Annotated in this window: 27 protein-coding genes; 2 read left to right on the top strand and 25 right to left on the bottom strand. The window is 39.9% G+C overall.

The annotated features are described in order from the left end of the window. Positions 1 to 4 precede the first annotated feature (4 nt). The 19 genes from nuoK to B4N43_RS08530 all read right to left on the bottom strand — a co-directional run bounded on the left by nuoK (position 5) and on the right by B4N43_RS08530 (position 16,026). Complete coding sequence (gene nuoK, locus B4N43_RS08620; protein ID WP_046673084.1) at positions 5 to 334, bottom strand: NADH-quinone oxidoreductase subunit NuoK; 330 nt, start codon at positions 332 to 334, stop codon at positions 5 to 7. Then, on the bottom strand, positions 334 to 831 hold the full coding sequence (locus tag B4N43_RS08615) for an NADH-quinone oxidoreductase subunit J (RefSeq protein WP_046673083.1): 498 nt from the start codon (positions 829 to 831) through the stop codon (positions 334 to 336). The genes nuoK and B4N43_RS08615 overlap by 1 nt, the downstream gene beginning before the upstream one ends. Before the next feature lie 11 nt (positions 832 to 842). Beyond that, on the bottom strand, positions 843 to 1,352 hold the full coding sequence (locus B4N43_RS08610; protein WP_070560982.1) for a NuoI/complex I 23 kDa subunit family protein: 510 nt from the start codon (positions 1,350 to 1,352) through the stop codon (positions 843 to 845). Positions 1,353 to 1,365: 13 nt separating this feature from the next. Next, positions 1,366 to 2,409, bottom strand: a complete 1,044-nt coding sequence (gene nuoH, locus B4N43_RS08605) for an NADH-quinone oxidoreductase subunit NuoH (protein ID WP_286734159.1) — start codon at positions 2,407 to 2,409, stop codon at positions 1,366 to 1,368. Between the two features lie 8 nt (positions 2,410 to 2,417). Then, complete coding sequence (locus B4N43_RS08600; RefSeq protein ID WP_286734157.1) at positions 2,418 to 3,437, bottom strand: 2Fe-2S iron-sulfur cluster-binding protein; 1,020 nt, start codon at positions 3,435 to 3,437, stop codon at positions 2,418 to 2,420. 30 nt (positions 3,438 to 3,467) lie between these two features. Next, positions 3,468 to 4,823: an NADH-quinone oxidoreductase subunit NuoF gene (nuoF, locus tag B4N43_RS08595; RefSeq protein WP_153844502.1), complete on the bottom strand. Its 1,356-nt coding sequence runs from the start codon at positions 4,821 to 4,823 to the stop codon at positions 3,468 to 3,470. A gap of 1 nt (position 4,824) precedes the next feature. After that, positions 4,825 to 5,346: a complex I 24 kDa subunit family protein gene (nuoE, locus tag B4N43_RS08590; protein WP_075990305.1), complete on the bottom strand. Its 522-nt coding sequence runs from the start codon at positions 5,344 to 5,346 to the stop codon at positions 4,825 to 4,827. Continuing rightward, on the bottom strand, positions 5,339 to 6,574 hold the full coding sequence (locus B4N43_RS08585) for an NADH-quinone oxidoreductase subunit D (protein WP_075990306.1): 1,236 nt from the start codon (positions 6,572 to 6,574) through the stop codon (positions 5,339 to 5,341). Before B4N43_RS08585 ends, nuoE begins: the two co-directional genes overlap by 8 nt. Positions 6,575 to 6,584: 10 nt before the next feature. Next, the gene (locus B4N43_RS08580; RefSeq protein WP_075990307.1) at positions 6,585 to 7,082 is read right to left on the bottom strand and encodes an NADH-quinone oxidoreductase subunit C; all 498 of its coding nucleotides are present in this window, start codon (positions 7,080 to 7,082) and stop codon (positions 6,585 to 6,587) included. Beyond that, complete coding sequence (locus B4N43_RS08575; protein ID WP_088163315.1) at positions 7,083 to 7,634, bottom strand: NADH-quinone oxidoreductase subunit B; 552 nt, start codon at positions 7,632 to 7,634, stop codon at positions 7,083 to 7,085. A 60-nt stretch (positions 7,635 to 7,694) separates the two neighbouring features. After that, positions 7,695 to 8,069, bottom strand: coding sequence for an NADH-quinone oxidoreductase subunit A (locus B4N43_RS08570; RefSeq protein WP_088163316.1), 375 nt, complete (start codon positions 8,067 to 8,069; stop codon positions 7,695 to 7,697). Between the two features lie 119 nt (positions 8,070 to 8,188). Beyond that, on the bottom strand, positions 8,189 to 9,988 hold the full coding sequence (locus B4N43_RS08565) for a tetratricopeptide repeat protein (protein WP_088163317.1): 1,800 nt from the start codon (positions 9,986 to 9,988) through the stop codon (positions 8,189 to 8,191). A 25-nt stretch (positions 9,989 to 10,013) separates the two neighbouring features. Further along, positions 10,014 to 10,940, bottom strand: a complete 927-nt coding sequence (locus B4N43_RS08560; RefSeq protein WP_232475640.1) for a PstS family phosphate ABC transporter substrate-binding protein — start codon at positions 10,938 to 10,940, stop codon at positions 10,014 to 10,016. A gap of 330 nt (positions 10,941 to 11,270) precedes the next feature. Next, positions 11,271 to 12,158 carry an energy transducer TonB gene (locus B4N43_RS08555; protein WP_088163319.1) on the bottom strand — a complete coding sequence of 296 codons (888 nt, stop codon included), beginning with the start codon at positions 12,156 to 12,158 and terminating at the stop codon, positions 11,271 to 11,273. A gap of 31 nt (positions 12,159 to 12,189) precedes the next feature. Then, positions 12,190 to 12,747, bottom strand: coding sequence for an ExbD/TolR family protein (locus B4N43_RS08550; protein WP_075990314.1), 558 nt, complete (start codon positions 12,745 to 12,747; stop codon positions 12,190 to 12,192). A 24-nt stretch (positions 12,748 to 12,771) separates the two neighbouring features. Then, on the bottom strand, positions 12,772 to 13,434 hold the full coding sequence (locus tag B4N43_RS08545; protein ID WP_088163320.1) for an ExbD/TolR family protein: 663 nt from the start codon (positions 13,432 to 13,434) through the stop codon (positions 12,772 to 12,774). A 101-nt stretch (positions 13,435 to 13,535) separates the two neighbouring features. Further along, positions 13,536 to 14,360 (bottom strand): MotA/TolQ/ExbB proton channel family protein, encoded by an 825-nt coding sequence (locus B4N43_RS08540; protein ID WP_088163321.1) that lies wholly within the window; start codon positions 14,358 to 14,360, stop codon positions 13,536 to 13,538. 432 nt (positions 14,361 to 14,792) lie between these two features. After that, positions 14,793 to 15,143 carry a translation initiation factor gene (locus tag B4N43_RS08535; RefSeq protein WP_075990317.1) on the bottom strand — a complete coding sequence of 117 codons (351 nt, stop codon included), beginning with the start codon at positions 15,141 to 15,143 and terminating at the stop codon, positions 14,793 to 14,795. Between the two features lie 4 nt (positions 15,144 to 15,147). Continuing rightward, the gene (locus B4N43_RS08530; protein WP_286734148.1) at positions 15,148 to 16,026 is read right to left on the bottom strand and encodes a diacylglycerol/lipid kinase family protein; all 879 of its coding nucleotides are present in this window, start codon (positions 16,024 to 16,026) and stop codon (positions 15,148 to 15,150) included. Positions 16,027 to 16,330: 304 nt separating this feature from the next. Between B4N43_RS08530 and metK the strand changes: the two genes are divergently transcribed. Together metK and B4N43_RS08520 are read left to right on the top strand one after the other, a co-directional pair. Then, entirely contained in the window at positions 16,331 to 17,584 is a 1,254-nt protein-coding gene (gene metK / locus B4N43_RS08525; protein WP_088163322.1) for a methionine adenosyltransferase, read from the top strand. A gap of 172 nt (positions 17,585 to 17,756) precedes the next feature. Then, a complete protein-coding gene (locus tag B4N43_RS08520; protein WP_201639976.1) occupies positions 17,757 to 18,161 on the top strand; it encodes a Dabb family protein in 405 nt (134 codons plus the stop codon). Here B4N43_RS08520 and B4N43_RS08515 read toward each other — a convergent pair. Genes B4N43_RS08515 through B4N43_RS08490 form a run of 6 tightly spaced genes read right to left on the bottom strand, consistent with a single transcriptional unit; the run spans position 18,154 to position 24,393 of the window. Beyond that, positions 18,154 to 19,482 carry a DUF58 domain-containing protein gene (locus B4N43_RS08515; protein ID WP_112375111.1) on the bottom strand — a complete coding sequence of 443 codons (1,329 nt, stop codon included), beginning with the start codon at positions 19,480 to 19,482 and terminating at the stop codon, positions 18,154 to 18,156. The genes B4N43_RS08520 and B4N43_RS08515 overlap by 8 nt on opposite strands. Further along, a complete protein-coding gene (locus B4N43_RS08510) occupies positions 19,482 to 20,471 on the bottom strand; it encodes an AAA family ATPase (RefSeq protein WP_088163324.1) in 990 nt (329 codons plus the stop codon). Before B4N43_RS08510 ends, B4N43_RS08515 begins: the two co-directional genes overlap by 1 nt. After that, positions 20,468 to 21,661, bottom strand: coding sequence for a DUF4350 domain-containing protein (locus tag B4N43_RS08505; protein WP_112375112.1), 1,194 nt, complete (start codon positions 21,659 to 21,661; stop codon positions 20,468 to 20,470). Before B4N43_RS08505 ends, B4N43_RS08510 begins: the two co-directional genes overlap by 4 nt. Beyond that, the gene (locus B4N43_RS08500) at positions 21,658 to 22,536 is read right to left on the bottom strand and encodes a DUF4129 domain-containing protein (protein WP_112375113.1); all 879 of its coding nucleotides are present in this window, start codon (positions 22,534 to 22,536) and stop codon (positions 21,658 to 21,660) included. The genes B4N43_RS08505 and B4N43_RS08500 overlap by 4 nt, the downstream gene beginning before the upstream one ends. Further along, complete coding sequence (locus B4N43_RS08495; protein WP_112375114.1) at positions 22,529 to 23,440, bottom strand: ABC transporter permease; 912 nt, start codon at positions 23,438 to 23,440, stop codon at positions 22,529 to 22,531. The genes B4N43_RS08500 and B4N43_RS08495 overlap by 8 nt, the downstream gene beginning before the upstream one ends. Beyond that, positions 23,431 to 24,393, bottom strand: coding sequence for a stage II sporulation protein M (locus tag B4N43_RS08490; RefSeq protein ID WP_201639971.1), 963 nt, complete (start codon positions 24,391 to 24,393; stop codon positions 23,431 to 23,433). The genes B4N43_RS08495 and B4N43_RS08490 overlap by 10 nt, the downstream gene beginning before the upstream one ends. Between the last annotated feature and the right edge of the window lie 71 nt (positions 24,394 to 24,464).

Genomic DNA, 24,464 nt, shown 5'->3' with positions numbered 1-24,464 from the left:
AGTTCTACCAACGAAGTTTATTTAAGGAATCGATATCCACAGACTTCGTATTCCGATATACCATAATAATAATCGCCAAGCCAACGGCAACTTCTGCCGCCGCCAATGCCATGATAAAGAAGACAAAGACCTGTCCTGACGAATCGCCATGCTGCACTGAAAAAGCAGCTAAAAGAAGATTCACCGCATTCAGCATCAACTCAATAGACATCATAATAATAATGACGTTACGGCGAATAAGAACACCGATAACACCAATAACGAAAATAATCGCACAAAAAATCAGATAATGATTTATTGGCACCCCCTGCAACTGTTGAACAACTGTTTCCATTAGATTTGTTTAGGTTCTTTCTTAGCTAATAATATTGCTCCAATCATTGCCGTCAATAACAATAATGATGATAATTCGAAAGGAAGCAAAAATTCGTTAAACAACACCTTACCCAGATTCTTAACCAACCCGATTTCTGGATTAACAACAGTCAAGGGATTAGAAATATCAAATACGCGGTATACACCGAAGAAAGTCACCAATAGGCAACAACCGGCGATAACACCCATAAACTTAACCAAGTTGGATTTCATGGGTTCGGTATCCTTATTCAGGTTGAGCAGCATCAATACAAATAAAAACAAAACCATGATGGCTCCCATATATACGATGAAATTCACCACTGCCAAAAACTGTGCATTCAAAAGAATATAATGTATTGTAAACGTAAAAAACGTAATGACCAAATACAGTACACTGTGTACAGGATTTTTTGTAAAAATGGTCAGCAGCGCAAAGAAAATAGACAAGAAGGCTACAAAATAAAATACTGTCATAATTTCCTGGTTTAGCTCTTTAATTTGGTAATATCAAAAGTTGGTTCTACCAATTTATCTTTTCCATAGATAAAATCCTTACGGAGATAATCTGCTGTCACATGTGGTCCATCCAGATAGATCGCTTCTTTCGGACAGGCCTCTTCACATAGACCACAGAAAATACATCGCAACATATTGATTTCATATACTGACGCATACTTTTCCTCGCGGTAAAGATTTTCTTCACCTTTTTTTCGCTCGGCAGCAGTCATTGTAATCGCCTCTGCAGGGCAGGACAAAGCACATAATCCACAGGCTGTACACCGCTCACGCCCTTCCTCATCACGTTTGAGCGAATGTTGCCCCCTGAAGTTTTTCGAATAAGGTCTTATTTCCTCAGGATATTTAATGGTTGGAATTTTCTTAAAAAAATGCCTTAATGTAATGCGTAAACCTTTGATAATAGCGGGAAAGTAGATTCTTTCCGAAAATGTCATCGGTTTTTGTTCAATTACTTTTTTACGATTGGTTAGTTGCATAAAAAGTCCTTTCTTATGAGAAATAAGTATCTTTAATCAATGTAAATACACCTGTAAGTACAATATTGGCAATAGCCAATGGAATCAACATCTTCCAGCCTAGATTCATCAATTGATCGTAGCGGAAACGTGGTAAAGTCCAACGCACCCACATAAAGAAAAAGATAAACAGCAATATTTTAATGAAGAATACAACCACCCCGATGATCGTGATCATATTGGCAGACAATCCCATATCATTCATAAAAGGGAAATTATATCCGCCAAAATAGAGTGATGCCATCAATGCAGAGGAAACGAACATGTTAATATATTCGGAAAACATGTAGAGTCCCAATTTCATGGAGGAGTACTCCGTATGGTAACCACCAACAAGCTCCGTTTCACATTCCGGCAAATCAAATGGAACCCGATTACATTCGGCAAAAGCACAGACCATAAAAATGATAAAGCCCAGCGGCTGTGCCCAGATATTCCAATTGACAAAACCCGACTGCTGCGCAACAATTTCTTCGAGTGTCAAAGTGCGCGTTACCATCAATAGCGCAATAAGTGATAATCCCATTGCAATCTCATAACTGATACTCTGTGATGCTGCACGAATTGCCCCCATAAGTGAGAATTTATTATTGGAAGCCCATCCGCCCAACATGATACCATATACACCTAATGCAATCACACCAAACATATACAACACCCCTACATTGATCCCTTGTGCAACCTGCAAAGAAATCGTTCGGTCTCCAATCTGTAGCTCCTGCCCCCAGGGAATAACGGCTGAACTAATACACGCCGTTATAATCGCAATTGTAGGCCCCAAAATAAAAAGCACCTTATGTGCACCAGCGGGTATAATTTCCTCCTTAAAGAAGAATTTACCACCATCACACAGCGGTTGCAAGATACCAAAGAGACCAGCCCGATCAGGACCATATCGATCTTGCATAAAGCCTGCAATTTTACGTTCCGCAAGTGTCGAATACATCGCGATCACCAAGGTGATAACGAATACAATAGACACCAGTATTAATTTTTCTATGACAAAAGACCACTCCATGTTTGTGATTATTTCAATTTTTCTGTTCTAGCCAACTGTTCGCGATTTTGTTCCTGTAGTATCGGATTCTCCTTAACAACTTTCGGCGGATTAAATAACTCGTAGTGATTGGCAGAAATGACGGAATGTCGGTCTATTTCTGTTGGTTCCTCCAACACCCAATCGCTCGTTTTTTTCTGATCAAAGCGACAGGTATTACAGATAAACTCTTCCACTTCACCAAACTCATCCTTTCGAGCAGTTACCCGAATGACCTCTTCTCCCTTATACCATAAGGTTACCTTACCCGAACATGTCGGACAATCGCGATGTGCATCGACAGGCTTCGTAAACCATACCCTATTCTTGAAACGGAAGGTTTTATCTGTCAAAGCTCCCACAGGACATACATCAATAACATTTCCGGAGAAATCGTTATCGATTACATTTTCGATATAAGTCGATATCTCGGCGTGATCTCCTCGTCCTAAGATACCGTGTACACGCTGGTCGGTCAACTGATTTGCGACATAAACACAACGGTAACATAAGATACAACGGTTCATATGCAATTGGATCTTATCGCCCAGATCAATGCGTTCGAAGGTACGTCGATCGAATTCGTAGCGTGTATGAGCGCTGCCGTGTTCATATCCGAGATCCTGCAATTTACATTCACCAGCCTGATCGCAGATTGGACAATCTAAGGGATGGTTAATCAATAAGATTTCAACAACACCTTTTCTTGCTTCCACCACCTCTGGCGAAGTAATATTTTGCACTTCCATACCGTCCATCACCGTTGTACGACAAGAAGCCACCAATTTCGGCATCGGTCTTGGATCTTTTTCAGATCCCTTGGAGACTTTTACCAAACAGGTACGGCATTTACCGCCACTCCCCTCCAGTTTGGAGTAGTAACACATTGCCGGAGGGACTATATCGCCGCCGATCTGTCTCGCTGCATTTAATATGCTTGTCCCAGGAGCAACCTCTACCGGTATACCATCGATGGTGACCTTAAACTTTACATCTTCCGCTTCTGCCATGATATAATTAATTTATCGTTACAGCTTCTATTATGATACTATTGGTTGTAAAGGATCAGCATAATGTGCCAGTCCATAATTTCTTGTTTGTGACTCTTCCGGATGCAGGATATGCCATTCAAATTCATCCCTAAAGTGTCGTATTGCAGCTGCCACAGGCCATGCCGCAGCATCTCCCAATGGGCAAATTGTATTCCCTTCTATTTTTCGTTGAACGTCCCACAATAAATCAATATCTTCCATAGCACCATGACCACTCTCGATCTTATGCAGTACCTTCTCCATCCAGCCTGTTCCTTCACGACAAGGCGAACATTGACCACAGCTTTCATGATGATAGAATCGCGCAAAATTCCAGGTATTACGCACCACGCACTGATCCTCATCAAATACGATGAAACCACCTGATCCGAGCATTGTACCAGTTTGGAAGCCTCCATCAGCCAGTGATTCATAAGTCATCAATCGGCTATTTCCAGCGGCAGTTTTCAAGATCAGATTAGCCGGTAAAATAGGCACCGAAGAGCCTCCGGCTACGACAGCCTTCATTCGTTTCCCATTGGCAATGCCACCACAATATTCGTCCGAGTAAATAAACTCTTCAACGGGCAGACCAAGTTCGATCTCATAGACACCTGGTTTTACAATATTTCCGCTAGCGGAAATTAATTTTGTTCCGGTGCTACGCTCTACACCGATCTTAGCATACTCTTCACCACCCAAATTAATAATGGGAACTGTCGTTGCAATAGACTCCACATTATTCACCACTGTCGGGCAGTTATATAAACCCGCTATCGCTGGAAAAGGGGGTTTAATACGCGGATTACCTCGTTTACCTTCTAAGGACTCTAATAAAGCCGTTTCCTCACCACAGATATACGCTCCACCTCCCGGTTGAACATAGATCTCCAGATCATAACCCGAACCTAAAATATTTTTACCCAAAAACCCTTTTTCCTTAGCTTCAGCAATAGCACGCTCCAGAATTCTGATCTGTGGCATCATCTCTCCACGCACATAGATATACGACGTGTGAGCCCCCAAAGCGAAGCTCGATACAATCATTCCCTCAATGAGTGCATGCGGAATATGTGTCATTAAATAACGGTCTTTGAAGGTCCCTGGTTCAGACTCGTCGGCATTACAGACCAAATAGCGCGGCACCCCCTCAGGTTTAGCCAAAAAGGACCATTTCATCCCCGTAGGAAAACCAGCTCCACCACGGCCACGTAATCCAGACTTCTTAACCTCTTCGACAACATCCTCAGGAGACATTGTCTTTAATACTTTTTCAACAGCAACATAACCACCTTTTTGTCGATAGACCTCAAAGGTATTGATGCCCGGAACATCGATATGAGTCAACAAAAGTTTACGTGCCATATTATTCTGTTTTAGCTTTTAAATTATCAATCAATTCGTCGACTTTATCTTCTGTCAGATTCTCATAGAATGTATATTCAGGGCCAATCTGTAAGACTGGTCCAAAACCACAGGCAGCCAAACATTCTACACCACGCCAAGAGAAAAGCCCATCGCTTGTGACCTGTCCCTCCTTTACACCGAGCTTTTGCTCTAAATGCCCCATAATACGCTCTGCACCGACCAAACAACAAGGCCCGGTACGGCAAATCTCCAGTACGTATTTTCCTTTGGGTTGCAACAGGAACATGGTATAGAAGGTTGCCACCTCATATACCTCAATCGGTAATATATTCAGGTAAACAGCAACCTTATCCATCGCATCTGCGCTAACCCAACCGTATTCCGCCTGAACCAAATGTAAAATGGGCAATAAGCCCGATTTCTGCTTTCCTTCAGGGTAACGGCTTACCACTTCTCCAAACTTGGCTAACAATTCTGGAGAAAACGTTACATTTTCATTATGTTGTTTTACACTAAGCATCTAATTCTCCAGCTATAACGTTAAGACTACTCATATTTATAATAGCATCTGAAATCAGCATTCCTGCACTCATTGGTGCAAACATCTGATAATTGACAAAAGAAGGTCTCCTGAAATGCAGACGATAAGGTGACCGTCCACCATCATGAATCAAATAAAAACCGAGTTCACCATTTGCCCCTTCGACCGCATGATAAACTTCAGCTTTAGGTGTATCCACCTCACCCATGACGATTTTAAAGTGGTAAATTAGAGCTTCCATATTGGTATACACCTGTTCTTTCGGAGGTAAATAGAAATCAGGAACCTCCGCATGGAAGACTCCTTTAGGTTCTTTCTCAATTTTCGCTAATGCCTGTTCAATAATCCGAAGTGATTGCCACATTTCGGCGTTCCGAACCATGAAACGATCGTATACATCACCTGTCGTGCCAACAGGCACATCGAAATCAAATTCTTCATACGAGCAATAAGGATTCTGTACACGCACATCGTAATCTACACCTGTCGCACGTAAAATAGGACCAGACCAGCCATAATCCAGGGCATCTTCTGCTGTTACAGCAGCAACACCCGACGTTCGTTCTATAAAAATGCGGTTACGAACAAACAACTCTTCAAACTCTTGCAATACCGGAGGATAGCGTTTCAGAAATTCACGTATTTTCTCAAAGGCTATAGCATTGAAATCACGCTCGAAGCCTCCAATACGACCAATGTTCGTTGTCAGACGAGCGCCACAGATTTCTTCAAAGATTTCATAGATAAACTCGCGTTCCTGCATCACATACAAAAAGCCCGAAAAAGCACCCGTATCTACCCCCAAAATACCATTACAAATAATATGATCCGCAATACGGGCAAGCTCCATGACGATAACACGCATATATTGCACCCGCTTAGGAATCTCTATTTTAAGTAATTTTTCAACGGTCATATGCCAGCCCATATTATTGATTGGAGACGAGCAATAGTTTAGACGATCAGTCAAAGGTGTTATTTGATAAAAAGGTCGATGTTCAGCAATTTTTTCAAATGCGCGGTGAATATAACCGATCGTGGACACGCCACTCACAATACGCTCGCCATCGATTTGTACCACGTTCTGAAATACGCCATGCGTGGCGGGATGCGTGGGACCAATATTCAGGGTAATCAACTCGTCTTGCGGATCGTTGTCTTCGAAGACAGGCTGATTAGATGTTATCTTGCTTATAAATTCGCTCATATCGTATAAATTAACGGCCGAAATACAAATCTTTCTTATCTACGCGATTTGGATCCTCTAAAGGATATTCCTTACGCATTGGAAACACCTCCATATCATCTACATTCAAAATCCTCCTCAAATCGGGATGTCCTATAAAATTGACACCAAAAAAATCAAAAGTCTCACGCTCCATCCAGTTCGCACCTTTCCAAACGACGGTTGCTGTCGGAATCTCAGGATTCGGCCCATACAAAAAGACCTTCACTCGGATTCGGATATTATGAACGAGACTATGAATATGATAAACCACAGCAAACTCCTTTTCTAAATGCGGATAATGTACCGCCGTAATATCCGTGAGATGGATAAACTGCAACTCCTTATTCGATTTCAAGAAACGAAGTACATCAATCACATCTTCCGTATCCACGACAATCGTCAATAAATTGTGTGCATCTTGAATTTCGTTAATCTTTGCCGGAAAATTTCCTTGGAGCTTATCCAATAAAAAACTGTTTTCCATCATCTATTTATTTGTATGTATTCCGTACTTCTCAAGCAGCGCTTTGTATTCGGGTGTATTTCTCCGGTTCAATGATTCATTCTTTACAATATCCTGTAGACGCAACACACCATCCAAAATTGCTTCTGGACGGGGAGGACAACCAGGCACGTACACATCAACCGGTATAATTTCGTCTATTCCTTGTAGCACAGAATACGTATCGAAAATACCCCCACTAGATGCACAGGCCCCTACAGCAATTACCCAGCGCGGCTCGGCCATTTGGATATACACCTGCTTTAACACCGGAGCCATTTTCTTAGCGATGGTACCCATCACCAATAGCATATCTGCCTGACGCGGCGAAAAACTCGGGCGTTCGGCACCAAATCTAGCCAAATCGTAAGTAGAGCCCATCGTAGCCATAAACTCGATACCACAGCAGGATGTGGCAAAGGGTAAAGGCCATAAGGAGTTGGCTCGGGCCAAGCCAATGGCTTTGTCCAAACTTGTCGCAAAAAAACCTGCGCCTTCTACTCCCGGAGGAGCTTCTGCCAATTTTATATCACTCATGAAAAGTCGATTTATAGGTTTAAGTATTGCTGGCCCAAAGGCCAACCATCACGGGAATATCTAATCCCAACTCAATGCTTTTTTCTTGATCACATAGATAAAGCCCAACAAGAGCAGTCCCATGAAAATAAACATCTCGATCAAGCCCTGTAGTCCCATTTCCCGGAAGTTGACTGCCCATGGATACATGAAAATAACTTCAACATCAAATATGACAAACAGGATAGCGACCAAAAAATATTTTATGGAGAAAGGCTGCCTGGCATTTCCGACAACTTCAATTCCCGACTCAAAAGCTCCAAGCTTGTTTTCCGTGCGGACTTTTGGCCCGATAAGATGTGTAATAATTATGGTACCTACTCCAAATCCTACAGCTACTAAAAGCTGTATAAATATAGGCAAGTAGTCTATCGGCATACTATTGGCTTGCTCCATCTCAATTAAAATTTATATTGGTAACTATCTCTAAATATAGAGATTTCAAGGTAAAAATCAAAACAAAAAAGGCGTAGATATTACTATCTACGCCTAATTTAGAATGATTTTATTTAAGCTTATTTCAGGCCCTCTAAGTAACCTTTAACAGCTTCATTTGCCGGATCTATAGCCAATACTTTTTGGAAGCACTCCTTCGCTTTAGGAAGATCTTGCTTCACGTAATAGTAAAGTCCGATATATGTATTTGCATCGATCAAATAATTTTTATTCTTCTCTTGTGCGCCACGTTGATTGATGGTTTCGATCAATTTTTGGAATGGTGCAACAAAATCACCTTTAGGTTGCTCCAAGTTGTCCGCGGTTAAGGCAGCAAAAGCTTTATAATAAAGCGCATTGATCAAATATTTATCTTGTGCTTCTTTATTGTCTGTCGTTTCAATAACAGATAAGAAAGTCTGTGCTTTTTGCAAATCAGCAATTGCTTTATCTCTCAATTCTTGATTAACGACGACTTGTTCTTCATTCTTACTAGCAGCATCTTCCTTTGCACCGATTTGGTAATAGGCTTCTCCAGCATAGTAGTTTGCATCAAACAAATATGTTTTGTTATCTTTATAAGAAGCAACTAGCTCGAATAAAGAGGCTGCTGTCTGCAATTCTTGCTCTTGGTATTTAGCAAATGCCAACTCAGCTGTTTCTCCCAACAATTCTTTGTCTAAATCAATTGCTTTCTTAATATCAGCAATACCCTTTTGAATATTCGCCGTATTCTCTGCTGTCAATACCGGAGCCGCAGTAGCCGTGCTATCTGCACCAGCAGCCGCTGGTTTTGGGCTATTTGCAGCAATCTCAGACATACCTAGATACATATAATCCAATGGAATTACACGATCTTTTTCCATTTTGCTAAACATCTGGTTTAAGTACTCCAATGCTTTCGGATAATCTTTAGCTTTTTGGAAGGCGATATACCCCAAATAACGATAGATTTTTGGATCTACAGAAGGGTTTTGAGCTAATTCTTCAGAAACTACTTTCAAATCGTCGTATTGACGCGCGTAAACCAAGAAATCGGCATAACGGATTTTAGCTTCCAATGAATTATCACCCGCAACTTCCAGGTATTTTTTGTATTGCTCAACACCTTTTTTATTTAACTCGACATATTTCTCGTCAGAAGTACCCGGCAATCTAGACCATTGGTTATATGTTTCAGCCAACTCACGGTAAGTAGGTGCGTATGCCGGAGTTTCTGTAGCGATAGTCTGCAATTGTCCAATTGCCTCATCAAAAGCCTGCGCTCCACGTACGATAACAGCCTGTCCAACTTTCGCTTGTACTGAATTTGGATCGATATCAGTCGCTTCACCATAGCTTGTATAAGCTAATGAACCTTCTTTTAAACCACGGTATGCATCACCTAATGCGATAGGAATTGCAACATCTTTTTTGTTTTTTTCTTTCGCTTGCGTTAGGTATTCCAAAGCTTTCGCATAATCGGGCTCAGGCGTTTTTATATATGCACGACCGATTTCCAATAATGGCTCGTAATCTTTCTTACCTAATTTTGCTGTTGCCAAAGCGAATTTAGATTCAGCGCTCGCTTTATCCTTTTTCATTAAGTCAACATAGCCCAAACCTACATTGTTGATTGTAGCCTTTGGATCAGCAGCCAAACCTTGGTTGAAAATCGCAGCGGCAGAATCCGCTCTGTCGTTTACCAAATAAATTTGACCCAAATAGAAATAATTATCTCCATTCTTAGGTTGCTTAGTCACTAACTGTTGAAGGATAGTTTTCGCTTTACCATAATTTTCAGCCTCGATGGCTGCTCTAGCATCTTTCAAACTTTGTGCACTTACTGTGCCCACAGATCCCGCCAATAAAAGACTAAATAATAATTTACTGTTTGTCATAATCTATTTTTGTACTATTTATTATCTATTTAATATAACTTTCATCTCTAATAATGATCTCACGTCCAGGCATTGTAGCAGGAACCAGTCCAGCTTTCAATACAATACGTTGTCCACGATCTCCTGTCAAAAAGGCACTGAAGCCTAAACCTAAGCCCATATTCGGCTGATAGTTCATAATGTAGACAGGTCTTACAAAAGGATATAAGCCGTCGGCGATAGTCGATTGGGATGGTCTATAAAAACTGACCTTTTCGCCCTCCTTACCAACACTTTCGATGCTCAATGTACGAATTTTATCCAATAAATTCGAATTTTTTTCTACAGCTTTTAAATACCAATTATAACCAATAACGCCCACTGTATTTGCATTCTCGCTCACATATTTCATTACATCCTCACTATCTTTCAAAGCAGAAACAGCTTTCGGATCGATTTTGTTCAATTTAAAATAATCTTTCAAATAGCGTAGTGTGCTTGAATTGGCGTTGTCAAAGATCAGTCGTTGTCCTGCTAAGTTACCTTCCAACAAAGACTTAACGTCTTTTTGAGGCATTATAGTATCAGCACTGTTACGATTATTGATCAATACAACGGCATCCGACGCCATTTGGAATATTTTAGGTTGAATCCCTCGCTTTTTAAAGTAGCTATCTTCCTCATTTGTCAGCTTGCGCGTCAAAACAACCACATAGGCCGAATCGCCAAGCAATGCATTCACCGCTTTAATTTCAGGACGAGCAATAAGCTCCAAACTCGAATTTGGATAAGAGCTCTCAAACACATCCGCAGATTCTTGGATAATAGGCAACAAAGTTTGATCCACAATAACGGGCAGCTTACCTGTTAAAATATCATCGCCCTCTTTCGCTTGCTTTGTTTTATTTTTGCAGGAAACAAAAATGCCCATACAGATGCCAAGCATCACAAGAACCATTTTATATTTTCTCATATGATACATCATAAAATAAGACAGTTTAATTAAAAAATAGTTTAATTTTTGAAGAGAGAATTGGTTGTAGCCAAAAAGAAGAGGGCAGTTAATTAAAAATTATTTTGCCAAAGCCGTACAAATCGCATAAAAGAATACAGGATCAATACGACACCAAAGATTGTTTTGTAGGTTGGATTAATCTCAATGGGAAAATTGTCCCAGAATATAATCAAAAGGCCCAAAACAAAATAAAAGCCAAACATAAATAGTCCCAAAATAGACAGAAACCGCTTCAGAGGCGATTTCTGTCTATAATTTGAACTATTATTCGAATTAAAATTTGTCATTCTAATTTTGAAGGTTCAATCGAATTGGTAAAGTGTACGCTACACGAACTGGACGACCATTTTGAATACCAGGTTTCCATTTCTTCGCTTTCTTAAGCAACCTTACGGCTGCATCACCAGTACCATATTTCAAATCGCGTTTGATATTGATGTCTGTTAAGCTACCATCTTTTTCTACAACGAAAGATACCTCAACGACACCATTTACACCATTTTCAGTTGCCGCAGCTGGATACTCGTAGTTTGAACCTACCCAAGACATAAATGCTTGCATACCGCCTACAGGCATTGGCTGAACCTCGATGGCATTAAATGGAAGAATTTCATCTCCATTACCATTTGGATCGCCTTTTGCAGCACCAGTGATTGCGCCATCTTGTTTCTTCGAACCAAATTCACCACGTGCAACAGAAGTACCAGTCGGGCTACCTTTCAAAGTAATACGCGCTGGAGTTTTATTTGGATCTTTCAACTCTTCCTGAGAAGCAACTTCTTCCACAACTTTGTTTGCAGGAGCTACTTTAGGTTCAGGGAAACGAACCAAATCTTCTTTCGGTACATCCATAGCCACTTGTTGAGGTTTTTCTTCCGGTTCTTGTGGAAGCGGTTCCTCTTCTTCAGGCTCTGGTGGTTTGATTTCTTCAAGGTCTTCCAAAGTAACTTCAGTTACTGCAGGAGGAGCCTCAACGGCTTTCTTCGGGAACAGCTTACTTCCATAAACACTAAGGAAGCTGGCTATGACTACAATGCCGATAACGACAAGAAGTCCCCTGTTAGTCGCTTTAGGCGCTAGCTTACGAAGCTCATAAGCTCCGTACTCCTTATTGCGGCCTTGAAAAACGACGTCAAGCCATTCTTTCTTAAAAATATCTAATTTTGACCCTATCATCTTATTTTAGTTTTTTGTGTCAATCTAATAACTAATCATTATAGATATTGTCACGTTTTAACACGTCCACTTCCTCTGGAGTAATCTTTCCGATCATATAGCGTTTTACGTCTACAATTTTCATCTCGTCAAGAATGTCAACAAGATTACGTTGTGTACATTTATCACTCGGTCTTATGATTACGATCATGTCTTTACCGCCTGAAACGCGAGGTACATATGCCTTTTTCTCCATCAAAACCTTACGAATCCCATCTGCACCGTAACCAGCAACAGTAGGACCTTCGATCGGACGAGCAACTTGACCATATACCCAAGAGACTTTATTGTCAGAACCCAATAAAATTGTAAGTGAACGATTATCTGCTGTAAGCAATTCATCGCTTTGTTGCTCCTTGATTTTATTTTTGTCTGGCATAGCCACATCCATCGCTTGCGGTTTATTTAAGGACGTGGTCAACATGAAGAAGGTAATCAACAAGAATGCCAAATCCACCATCGCTGTAAGGTCGACCTTACCGCCATTCTTCTTGGATCTTACTTTCCCGCCTTTGCCTTTTTTACCACTATCCTGATTTAATTCTGCCATTGTTTGTTCTTATTAAATCGTCAATTATTTCTCCTCAGCACGCATGCCTGTTATGAAACTAAATTTGTTTTGCTTTTGATTGCGCAACGTTTCAATAACTAAATTAACCGAAGGATATTTTTCATTCGCATCTGCTTTGATAGCCATCTTTAAAGGTCCTGGATGCACGAAGTTTTTATCAGATGCTTCTTTTTCCTTATTTACTTCCTCAGCTGCAAGACGGGCATTTTGAACCCAGTAATACAACTCATTTGAAGTATTCTCTGTACTATCAACCGGGATACCAGTTTGCAGACCTTTTTCTGTACGCTTACTTCCATCCAGGGCCAATAATCCTTTCAATTTAGACATTGGTACACCAAAGTTTTCCATCAATTTGAAACGATCATAATCTTCTTGTGAAAAGCCAACGCCATATTTTGCGGACATTCTTTCTAGTGCTTTTACGCGAACCTGTTGATCAGTCGTACCGAAGAAAACTTTACCTTGATCGCCTATTGTGATCATACCTACATTTGAATCAGGTAACTTATCTTTTGTAGTCGATGCTGGGGTATCTACTTGCAAAGCCTCCGGTTGGCGCGCAGTCGCCGTTAAGACGAAGAACGTAAGCAGTAAGAACGATACGTCACACATCGCTGTCATGTCGATCGACGTACTGGCTCTTTTTACTTTTGCTTTACCCATTTTAAATTCTTCTTTTTAAATTAAAAACTCAATCTTCTATCCTATGATGCTTTTGATTTTTGATTTCCATAAAATAAAATCAAAAACTTTCATCATAGTTCTTATTTGTGGTTTGCAGCGTATGTTTGTACGATTGAGAAACCAGCTTCGTCGATAGAGTAAGTTAATTTATCGATTTTTGCAGTAAAGATGTTATACAATACGATAGCGAATGTTGAAGTCGCGATACCAGTTGCTGTATTGATCAAGGCCTCAGAGATACCGTTTGCCAATTTAGCTGAATCTGGAGCACCACCTGTTGCCAATGCCGAGAAGGCTTTGATCATACCTGTTACCGTACCCAATAGACCACATAATGTACCGATAGAAACTAATGTAGCGATAACGTTTAAGTTTTTCTCTAACATTGGCATTTCTAATGCTGTAGTTTCTTCGATTTCTTTTTGAATTGCAATAGCAGCTTTTTCAGTGTTTACTTCAGGATCTGCAGATACTGATTTGTATTTCAATAAACCAGCTTTTACAACATTTGCTACTGAACCTTTTTGTTTGTCACACTCAGCGATAGCTGAATCGATGTTTCCGCCATTGATTAACGTTTGGATCTTACGAACGAAGTTTCCTACGTTACCATTACCAGAAGCTTTGTTAATAACGATAAAACGTTCTACGGAGAAAACCCATACCATTAAGAATAAACCAAGCAAAACAGGAACGATAGCCCCAGCATGGTAAACCATTCCTAAATAGTTACCTGGATTTGGAGCATTTTCATTATTGTTGTCAACAAAGTTTGCAGGGTTACCCATTACAAATTTCCATAAACAGAAACCAACGATGAAACAGATGATGATTGCAGCTTGAGCGAAGAAAGATCCTCCGTTGTTGCTCTCTTGTTTTGCAGCAGTTTTAGGTGCGTTTGCCATTTTTCTAATTTTTAGTTTTTTACTGTTGTTTAAATATATAATGTTGTTTAAATTATATGCACTCTTATTCGCTTTTGAAACCAATTTTGCAAAGCAAATTTAATATTTAATGTCAAATTTAAAATATTCCTCTTAAATATATAAAAAAAATCAAATTTGTTTTTAAAACTGAATACACCATTAATCAGTGTTATTTTTCTCAGCAGTTCCCGTTATATAATCATTGTTACTCTATGCTAAATCGCTTATTCGCAATAATTATTTTACAATGAAAGCCATTTTTTTTTTGATATGCAAAAAAATCAAGGATTTTAAACGACAAAAAGTAAGTGATTACTCATGTTTTCGAACAGCCAGACATCCCACACTCAAAGCATACTTGCCTAATAGACAATTCATTAGATTTACCACTATTATCCCTGATATACTTGTTTAACCACCAACCAATTTTACGCGATACCCCTCTTTAAGTAACAAATCATAGATCTTTTGTTTAAACTCTCCCTGAATGATGACCTCCCCGTCCTTCACTGTTCCACCCACTCCGCACTTCGTTTTCAACAATTTACCTAAGTTCTCCAAGTCTTCCGCTTTTCCAACGAACCCCGTAACCAACGTAACAACTTTCCCCTTCCGCATTTTCCGGTCAAGCTGCACTTTTAAGTTTTGCTGATTTACAGGTAACGTATCTGCTTCCTGAAAAAAATCAGCCAGCTGATAGCTGAAGCTGTCGTCTGTTGAATATACAACGCCCTCATAGGACTGTTTCTTATTTTTACTCATGATCTTAACAAATTATCTTTAACGCTTTTGGCATAATGGAAATATCCAATTTATCGCCAAGTTCGATCGGCTCCCCATCCACATGAACCGGTGACACCTTATCAATCTCGATCTGTATGTTCTTTCCAGGAATGATCTCGACATAACTGGACTGATCTGCCGATTTATTAAAAAGATGGAAAATCATCTTTGGCAAAATGTAAAGCGGAAATTTGTGCACGATACAGACATCTAAAATGCCATCGTTAACCGAAGCCTGTGGTGCGATATAGGCATTATTTCCATATTGGGGAGAGTTCGCTACACTGATCATAAACGCTTGCCTTTCGTAAACCTTTCCATCAATCGTTAATTTATAATGGGCAGGTTGGTATTTACTGAGCACATTAAAAACGGACTTCATATAGCCCAAAGGTCCACGAATATTTTCATTGGCAAAATTTTCACTTACAGAGGCATCAAAACCTAAACCCGCGATATTAAAAAATCGTCTATCATTAATCACACCACAATCCACCTCTATCGATTCAAAACGATTAATCCGTCGGATAGCAGCAGCTTCATTCATTGGAACCCCCAAGTAGAGCGCCAGGCCGTTACCAGAGCCTTCAGGAATAATCCCCAATGGAATTCCAGATCCCACCAAAGCGGAGCCCAGTTCATTGATCGTGCCATCACCACCTACCGCGATGACTGCATCATAGCCCTCTTTGATCGCTTTCAGCCCAATTTCGTAAGCATGGTTCGGTCTCGCGGTCTGCTGAAAAGTAGGGTCAAACTTCTGCAGATCAAGCACATCCAGCACTTGTTTTTTAAAGGAAGTTTTATTTTTCCCCCCTGAAATAGGATTAATAACAAACAGTATTTGTTTACGTTCTGACATATCCAAAGATAGCGGAAATTACCAATTTCTTAAAATAATGTAATCTTTATACTAATTAGCGCACTTCCCTATGCTTTTAAAAGTTAAAATATAAATTTGATTTTAAATAATCCTCAAAGTATTGTAGCTTTGTCGCACAAAAAATAGAATGTGGACTGATTTGCGTGCTGTTGCGTTACAAGGCAACGACAAGGAGATTGCAACCACAGTAAAAAAGTGCTAAAAACCCTTCGCTATCACGGCTCTTATCACTTTGCTGTTATTTCATTCTAGCGCAAATCCAATATTAAAAATTACGTAAAGCATGGCTTATTTATTTACGTCAGAATCTGTTTCTGAAGGGCATCCAGACAAAATTGCGGATCAAATATCAGATGCATTAATAGACAATTTTTTAGCATGGGACGAGGATTCTCGCGTCGCTATTGAAACACTAGTAACCACAGGACAGGTTGTCCTTGCCGGGGAAGTTAAATCAAACATATACCTCGATGTTCAGAAAATAGCCCGTTCGGTGATCCAAAAGATTGGCTACACCAAATCTGAATACATGTTCGAGGCAAACTCCTGTGGCGTTCTTTCGGCGATTCACGAGCAGTCTGCTGATATCAACCAGGGCGTAGACCGCAAGACAAGGCAAGAACAAGGTGCGGGCGACCAAGGTATCATGTTCGGTTATGCAAACAACGAAACTGAGAATTTTATGCCTCTGGCATTGGACCTATCGCATCGCTTACTTTATGAATTGGCCGAGCTACGTCGCGAAAATAACGAAATCAAGTATTTGCGCCCGGACGCAAAATCTCAGGTTACCCTTGAGTATAGTGACGATCACAAACCAAAAAGAATCGAAGCAATCGTAATCTCCACACAACATGACGACTTCGATACGGAACAAGTTATGTTGGATAAAATTACACATGACATCAAAACGATCTTGATTCCTCGTGTTAAAGCACAATTGAAACCAGAACTTCAGTTGTTATTTAACGATGAAATTAAGTTTCATATCAATCCAACTGGAAAATTTGTTATCGGTGGACCTCACGGAGATACAGGACTTACCGGTCGCAAGATCATTGTCGATACCTACGGCGGCCGAGGTGCACATGGTGGAGGGGCTTTCTCAGGAAAAGATCCATCTAAGGTAGACCGTTCTGCTGCATACGCAACGCGCCATATTGCCAAAAACTTAGTGGCAGCAGGTGTTGCAGATGAAATTCTCGTACAGATTTCCTATGCAATTGGTGTAAAAGATCCGATGGGAATCTATGTAAATACCTATGGAACGAGCAAAGTAAATTTGACCGATGGTCAGATTGCTGAAAAAATTGCTCATTTGTTTGATATGACTCCCTACGGAATTGAAACGCGTTTGGGTCTGAGAAATCCAATTTATTCAGAAACGGCTGCCTATGGACACATGGGAAGAACACCAAAAAAAGTAACCAAGGAATTCGAGAGCTCAACTGGCGAGAAAAAGCAAATTGAGGTTGAACTTTTTACTTGGGAAAAACTGGATTATATCGATAAAGTGAAAGAAGAGTTTGGTTTGTAAGAACCTACCCTCCATAAAAAGATAAAAGGAAGACATGATGTCTTCCTTTTTTTGTTTGTTAAAAACGCCTATTTTTCATTAAACACAAAAAACCTTTTCTCACGATGAGCGTCATTGGTATTGGTGAATTCACGAAGGTTTTGTATCTTAAAGCTTCTAAACCGTTTCAATCATGAAAAGACGCAACTTTCTTCTAGCACCCATGGTGCTCGTAACTGCTCCCACATGGGCAAATACAGTTCAATCGGATGAGGCTATCGAGTCCAGCACCATTGTACACGTTGTCAATTTTTGGCTAAAAAAAGATCTCAGTGAAAAAGAAAAAAAGAATTTTGTTGGATTTTTTGAGGACCTTCGAAAAATCGACATCATCAAAACGCTCAATTATGGAGTTCCGGCGCAGACAAACCCGAGACCTGTCGTAGACAACAGCTTTGACTATACATTGATTGTCACTTTCAAAAACCTTAAAGATATTACAACGTACGAGACACATCCGATTCATTTAAAAGCGATCGAAAAATATCAGCATTTGTGGACAAAAGTAATGGTCAAAGATACCTCCATCATTAAATAAGGCCACGTGCCTTAATTTCCAAATATTTGTTGATGGAGTTAATGGTCAGGTTTTCCGGTGCTGTATAGATTGTCTGAAACCCATTGCGAATCAGTTCCTGTACGATAAGTTGTTTCTCATAGATAAACTTTTCAGCAATGACCTGGTTGTAAATGTCGATTGTCTTTTTCGGCGTACTCTTCGCTAAATCCTCTATTTCTACGTTTTTAAAAACAACAACGACTATAATGTGGCTTCTATTTAACATCGACAGGTAATTTAGCTGACGTCTTAAGGAATCTAAGGTCTCAAAATTTGTATAGACAAAAATCAGCGAACGTTTATTAATATGTGCATTGGCATAACTATATAATCTTCCAAATTCCGACTCCTCAAATTTGGTCGACACCTGGTATAGTGCCTCCGAAATCTTGTGCATTTGATTATTCCTCTTCTCAGCGGCTATAAATGCATTGATATCCTTTGAAAAGGTTAATAATCCGGCTCGGTCCTGCTTTAAGATGGTCGCATTGGAAAGGACCAGCGCAGCATTGATCGAGTAGTCCAATAAGGTAAGACCGTTGAATGGCATACGCATTGCCCGACCTAGATCAATAAAAGAATAAATTGGTTGAGACTTCTCCTCTTCGTACTGGTTGACCATCAGCTTCTTTACTTTTGCAGATGCCTTCCAGTTCATGTGTCTATAGTCATCCCCCTGCACATATTCTCTAACATGGTCAAATTCCATAGCCGAACCAATCCGTCGAATACGCTTGATCCCCAGTTCATTCAACCGATTACTTGTTGCCAAAAGCTGGTATTTTCGGAGTTGAATATAGGACGGATAACAGGGTATTTCCTGTTCTTGATTGGTAACAAACCTTCTTTTGAAAAATCCAAAACGCTGAACCAAAGCCATACAACGACCAAACTGATAAACACCCCTTTGTGTGGGTCGCAGGGAAAACGAAATTTCCGAGCGCTGAAAGGCCAGCAAACTTGTCGCAAAATCTTTATCCCGAATTTGAAGCTGTACCGGAAACTCCTCCAAAATATCAACTTTTGTCCCAAACGGGTAAAAAGAATTCACAATCAGACGCATCGGGTTTTCATCGCCATTGGATAATTTTTCAGGATATACCCTTGTGACCTCAATTCGCCCCTTTCCTGAAAATAAGACAATAAAATCAAAAGCCAAAACAGCCAACCAGATCCAAAAAACAATCCAAGCCACAATCAACAATCCTTTAACGAAAAAAGAAAATGTAAAGAGTGTTGCTACACCTAATAGGGTGTAGAAGAATTGATTTGTTAGAAAAAGCTGCCTTAATTTCTTCATTATCTTGGAATTTCTACAGAATTAATGATTTGGTCGATGACATAAGCGGTGGTAAATCCTTCCATTTCCCTTTCTGGAGTCAACATAACACGGTGGCCCAGTACGACAGATGCCACCCTCCGAATATCCTCAGGAGTAACAAAGTCTCGGCCTGTCAAGGCAGCTGAAGCCTTTGCTGATTCCAACAAAGCAATAGAAGCCCGCGGTGATGCCCCAAGGGTCAAACTTGGATTCGTTCGTGTCTTTATAATAACTTGAGCAATGTAAGTTAACAACTCTTCGTGAACAAAGATAGATTTGATCAATTTCTGGAATTCTAAAATTTCTGCGGCCGAAACGACAGCCTGAACCTGATCCTCTTTATTCTCTGCTTTTTGGGCATGGTGCTCCTTTAATATTTCCAGTTCCTGTTCAAGTTCAGGATAATTCACATTGATCTTAAACAAGAAACGATCGAGCTGAGCTTCCGGCAATCGATAAGTACCTTCGTGTTCGATGGGGTTTTGTGTCGCAAAAACAATAAACGGTCCTGGCAATCGATAGGTCGTTCCATCGACCGACACTTGTTGCTCCGCCATACTTTCAAAAAGTGCGGCTTGTGTCTTTGCCGGAGCACGATTGATTTCATCGATTAAAACAATATTTGCAAAAATAGGTCCCCGACGAAATTCAAATTCATTACTTTTCAAATCGAGTATCGACGATCCCGTTACATCCGAAGGCATTAAATCCGGTGTAAATTGAATCCGCTTGAATTCACTGTGAATAGTTTTGGCAATCAATTTTGCGGATAATGTTTTTGCCACCCCCGGCAAGCCCTCGATCAAAGAATGCCCCGAAGCCAAAATTGAGATTAAGAGCATGTCAATCAATTGATCTTGCCCAACGATTACTTTTTTCACCTCCGACTTTACCTGCGCCATTTTATCGAATAAAACGGACACATCTATTCGATTTTCAAAAGATATATATTTATCGAAGTCACTCATATCATTTTTGCTTTATGTTTAAATTCTTCTATTGTATCATTAATCAATTTGAGATCAGCCACATCATGTTGTTTAGCATCTTGCATACGAACAATCAGCCTGATTAAAGACTGTGTCTCTGCGAGCGAAACCCCAGACCGCTCTGCCAGTTCCTCAATGAACTCTTCTTCCCGCAACATCAGCGTGTCCAAATGAAAGCGCATCCGAAGATCGTGCAGGAAGTAATCTATTTTTTTTGCGACCATATTACCTGGTGCACCATTTTCATAATATAAAGTAGCGATGGTTCCACAGAACTCCTTCGAGAGATTTGGTTCCGGACTCACTACCGCCACAGCCCGCTGCTCACGTCTACTTCTAAACACAAGCAAAAGGACTAGCCCCGCTAACAAAACATACCAGGCTTGCCGAAGACCATCATTCATAAGCAATACACGCAAAGGTGTCCGATATTGCTCCATATTCGCTTTAAAATCATACCAAGCGATCGGCTTATCATTTAGATAAGATAACGACTTAGCAACATAGGCATATTGCGAGGCGGAATTCAGCAAGTAATAGTTCCCAAATAAATCAGGGGTCAGGTGAAGATAGAACGTTCCTTTACCAAATTGAACCGCGATGAAGTTCGGTAGCCCAAATTCCTTATAGGTGATCGAGCCCAAAATAGTCGCATTTTTAGGAAGTTTTTTAAATACTTCGCCAAGATCTGATTTACTGTAATGAATTTTATTGTTATCGTTCATCAACCGCACGCGCAACTGACTTTTTATATTTACACCTTTTTTAAAACCATAGAAATTATCTGCTTCCAAACCCAGGGAATCCAATAGGTAATTATCAATATCCTCGGCTACAATCATTGCTTTCCCACCTCGGTTTACATAATCCAGTAACTTATCTTCCGCTGCTTCACCCAACGAAAAATAGGACGTATAAAAAAATAAGTTAGCGTCTGTTTTCTTTGTGCTATCCAGATACTCATACAATGGTCGCTCAATCGTTGTATTCTTTTGATCAATGATATGCTTCAGTTCTTGACGCAATACATAAGCTCCAAAGGGATTTTTATCCTTTGCATCAAAAGTCCGATCCCAGATAATAGGTTTCTTACTTGTTGCATCGATAAGAGCTATTAGCACTAACACAACAGTCAATAATATCAATCCAAATTTTACCGATCCCTTCATTTAATCTGTTTTTGATATTGGTGAAACAATTGCTGATATTGACTAAAATTGTCTTCTGTTAATTCAAATTGACCGAACCAGACATAATCAAATATTCTTGTACATTCAGCAAATCCACGACGGAGCTCCTCGTTTTGAATCTCTTCTGCAAATTCAGCATTTGTTTTGCTCAGCTTCCATTTTATATGATCTGATTGCGCTAGTTTCTGAATATTCAATAGCTGTAAGTATCGGATTCCCAACGCATAATTCCTTTGGGCAATAGCCTCCTGAATATAAGGTTCTAGGTTGCTATTCATCAGATTTCGCTCTACATACGCTAAAACGTCCAGTTCACTCTCCTCTTCACTATGTTTAATAAAATATTGTTTTCTGTTGTAGAGCACTTTATAAAGGATAAACGCTAATGCAATAACAGCTAAAAAGGCAAATACATAACCAAACTCTTCCCGAAATTTATAGGGATTATCTGGCATGATACTTCCAATCCACTCCGCGAGCCGCGCAAGGATGCGCTGTAATACGCCTACGCGATCTTTAATATTTTCTGAATAAACAAAATCGTCCGTCTCGTATCTTTTGATGATATCCTGATAAGGATCCATTTTAAACGAACGTTCTTCGGTATATTTTGGGATTGAATCAAATAATGTTGGATCCCACAGGTCAATTTCATCTTTTTCCTGCTGGCCATTAGGAGCCTTTACGGCTATTGAGTCAATAGCGACAGAATCGGCTACCACTAAGGTCGAATCTATTTGCACATGAAGTGAATCAATCCTATCGCTGTTGGATTCTGTATTTCTTGGTTTGGGATCACAGGCATACATAATCGACAAACAGGCAATGCAGAAAAAAGACAAGAGTTTATTCATCTTTTCCTCCTATCTTTTCGATCATGCCATAAATACGTTCCCCAAATTTGAGGTCCTTGGCCGTTTCATAAATAATACCATTGGCCAAAACTCCAGACATATACAGAAAGAGGGTGAATAACGTGATAAATAAGCCTCCCAATGTCATCAACAGTTTTCCCCAGGATGAATCAAAAAAGGCGGTATCTATACCTAAGAAGTTGAATGATAAAAGCCCCATGATAATCAATGGCACAATGGAAATCATCATGACCGCCATTTGAAAAATAAAATTCACGATATAGGTGGCAATACCATATTGAATCAATTTTTTGCTCAGCATGACATAGGCATCTGTAAAACAGCTCCCTAAATCCGAATAACCTTCCCGATAAAATAAAAATGAGCAAAATAACCAAATGCCAACCATAGACCCCAAAATACCGATCGCAAAACTTCCGACGAAAGGGATAAAAGCACAAATTGCAGCGACGATGGCCAGGGGAATAAAGACAACAATTAACGCCAATATCATGGCAATCAAAAACATAAAGTATTTCCCGAGGTTTGATCTGAAATTCTTCAGCACCTCCGCTCCCGAAAATGCCGTACTTTTGCGTTCTTTGAGCAGTACAAAATATTCGATAGAAATACCATAAACGTACAGCCCCAAAGCTATCAGCGCCAGAATGAGTAATCCAGCCCACGTAAAAGCATCGATATCCTCAAAAGAATCACTGTTGGCAGAGAATGTGATTTTTGTAGACAGAAAATAATAAACCAAGGCAATCCCCGCCAGTGGCAGAGCAGATAAACCAAAAATAGTAGAAACAAAGTGCTTATAGATCAATTTAAAAAGATCTATGAAACTTTGGATAAAGTCCCCCACCTTCCGTTCTTTTTGAAACTCAAAATCTATTTCCATTGAAATCGTTTTGCTAGTCGATAAGGATTAATAACATAAAAATAAAGGATAGCCAGTACGGATAAAACGATAATTATTAAACATAACCAAATTGACATATTATAATACCGTGTTACAAAACCTTCCAATGTTCCGGCTATAATAAAAAAAGGAATCGTGCTGACGAGAACTTTCATTGCAATCTTTGCTGTACGGACAAACGATGTCAAACGTGTAAACGATTTGGGAAATAGAATGCTATTACCGATGGCCAATCCGCATCCTCCTGCCACAATAATTACCGAAATCTCAATAGTGCCATGAATCCAAATCGCCGACATGGCTTTCCCCATAACGCCATACTGGAAAAACATATGGTGAAATGCACCAAGCATAATACCATTGCTAAACAGCACATAACCTGTCCCTACACTGAAAAATAGTCCGGCAGCAAAGGCCATAAAAGCAACCCGCACATTATTAATCGTAATCCAAATCGCTGATCCAAAGTTGCTCCCCTTCCCATATACTGCAGCAGGATCTCCTGCTTTTATGCTTTCTATCGTCGAATCGACATAGTAGTCACCTAAAATAAGCCGAATAAAATCCATATCGTATACAGACGATACAAAACCAATGACTGAAGCCAAAACAAAAATTAAGAAGGAGTACAACAAAGGTCTACGGATTGACCAGATCGCCTGCGGTATCTCTTCATTGATAAAAGATTTAAACTTATTATTGGAAGCTTTCTGATCTTTATAGATTTTCTGATGCACGGTCACGACCAGTTCATTCAGGTAAGCCTTTACCTTACTTTCAGGATAAAAAGTTTGTGCATAAGCCAGATCATTAGTGAGCTCAATGTAATTTGAGGCCAGTTCATCTGGATCAACCTGCATATTAATTGATAAATTATTTTCAATTAACGTCCATTTTTCTTTATTTCGTTCTACAAAGGATGCTTCTCTCATTAATTTTTTTAACTGGCTGAACCAAATATAGGAAATATCCATGATTGAAAAGCACAAATTGGAGCTAAAAT

This window comes from Sphingobacterium sp. UBA1897 (assembly GCF_002337775.1).
Taxonomy (GTDB): domain Bacteria; phylum Bacteroidota; class Bacteroidia; order Sphingobacteriales; family Sphingobacteriaceae; genus Sphingobacterium; species Sphingobacterium siyangense.
This window is presented reverse-complemented; position numbering and strand designations above follow the sequence as displayed.

Bases quoted from the DNA above. Each gene is read 5' to 3' on its own strand.
- nuoK (WP_046673084.1), bottom strand. From the start codon at position 334: ATGGAAACAGTTGTTCAACAGTTGCAGGGGGTGCCAATAAATCATTAT.
- B4N43_RS08615 (WP_046673083.1), bottom strand. From the start codon at position 831: ATGACAGTATTTTATTTTGTAGCCTTCTTGTCTATTTTCTTTGCGCTG.
- B4N43_RS08610 (WP_070560982.1), bottom strand. From the start codon at position 1,352: ATGCAACTAACCAATCGTAAAAAAGTAATTGAACAAAAACCGATGACA.
- nuoH (WP_286734159.1), bottom strand. From the start codon at position 2,409: ATGGAGTGGTCTTTTGTCATAGAAAAATTAATACTGGTGTCTATTGTA.
- B4N43_RS08600 (WP_286734157.1), bottom strand. From the start codon at position 3,437: ATGGCAGAAGCGGAAGATGTAAAGTTTAAGGTCACCATCGATGGTATA.
- nuoF (WP_153844502.1), bottom strand. From the start codon at position 4,823: ATGGCACGTAAACTTTTGTTGACTCATATCGATGTTCCGGGCATCAAT.
- nuoE (WP_075990305.1), bottom strand. From the start codon at position 5,346: ATGCTTAGTGTAAAACAACATAATGAAAATGTAACGTTTTCTCCAGAA.
- B4N43_RS08585 (WP_075990306.1), bottom strand. From the start codon at position 6,574: ATGAGCGAATTTATAAGCAAGATAACATCTAATCAGCCTGTCTTCGAA.
- B4N43_RS08580 (WP_075990307.1), bottom strand. From the start codon at position 7,082: ATGATGGAAAACAGTTTTTTATTGGATAAGCTCCAAGGAAATTTTCCG.
- B4N43_RS08575 (WP_088163315.1), bottom strand. From the start codon at position 7,634: ATGAGTGATATAAAATTGGCAGAAGCTCCTCCGGGAGTAGAAGGCGCA.
- B4N43_RS08570 (WP_088163316.1), bottom strand. From the start codon at position 8,069: ATGGAGCAAGCCAATAGTATGCCGATAGACTACTTGCCTATATTTATA.
- B4N43_RS08565 (WP_088163317.1), bottom strand. From the start codon at position 9,988: ATGACAAACAGTAAATTATTATTTAGTCTTTTATTGGCGGGATCTGTG.
- B4N43_RS08560 (WP_232475640.1), bottom strand. From the start codon at position 10,940: ATGAGAAAATATAAAATGGTTCTTGTGATGCTTGGCATCTGTATGGGC.
- B4N43_RS08555 (WP_088163319.1), bottom strand. From the start codon at position 12,158: ATGATAGGGTCAAAATTAGATATTTTTAAGAAAGAATGGCTTGACGTC.
- B4N43_RS08550 (WP_075990314.1), bottom strand. From the start codon at position 12,747: ATGGCAGAATTAAATCAGGATAGTGGTAAAAAAGGCAAAGGCGGGAAA.
- B4N43_RS08545 (WP_088163320.1), bottom strand. From the start codon at position 13,434: ATGGGTAAAGCAAAAGTAAAAAGAGCCAGTACGTCGATCGACATGACA.
- B4N43_RS08540 (WP_088163321.1), bottom strand. From the start codon at position 14,360: ATGGCAAACGCACCTAAAACTGCTGCAAAACAAGAGAGCAACAACGGA.
- B4N43_RS08535 (WP_075990317.1), bottom strand. From the start codon at position 15,143: ATGAGTAAAAATAAGAAACAGTCCTATGAGGGCGTTGTATATTCAACA.
- B4N43_RS08530 (WP_286734148.1), bottom strand. From the start codon at position 16,026: ATGTCAGAACGTAAACAAATACTGTTTGTTATTAATCCTATTTCAGGG.
- metK (WP_088163322.1), top strand. From the start codon at position 16,331: ATGGCTTATTTATTTACGTCAGAATCTGTTTCTGAAGGGCATCCAGAC.
- B4N43_RS08520 (WP_201639976.1), top strand. From the start codon at position 17,757: ATGAAAAGACGCAACTTTCTTCTAGCACCCATGGTGCTCGTAACTGCT.
- B4N43_RS08515 (WP_112375111.1), bottom strand. From the start codon at position 19,482: ATGAAGAAATTAAGGCAGCTTTTTCTAACAAATCAATTCTTCTACACC.
- B4N43_RS08510 (WP_088163324.1), bottom strand. From the start codon at position 20,471: ATGAGTGACTTCGATAAATATATATCTTTTGAAAATCGAATAGATGTG.
- B4N43_RS08505 (WP_112375112.1), bottom strand. From the start codon at position 21,661: ATGAAGGGATCGGTAAAATTTGGATTGATATTATTGACTGTTGTGTTA.
- B4N43_RS08500 (WP_112375113.1), bottom strand. From the start codon at position 22,536: ATGAATAAACTCTTGTCTTTTTTCTGCATTGCCTGTTTGTCGATTATG.
- B4N43_RS08495 (WP_112375114.1), bottom strand. From the start codon at position 23,440: ATGGAAATAGATTTTGAGTTTCAAAAAGAACGGAAGGTGGGGGACTTT.
- B4N43_RS08490 (WP_201639971.1), bottom strand. From the start codon at position 24,393: ATGAGAGAAGCATCCTTTGTAGAACGAAATAAAGAAAAATGGACGTTA.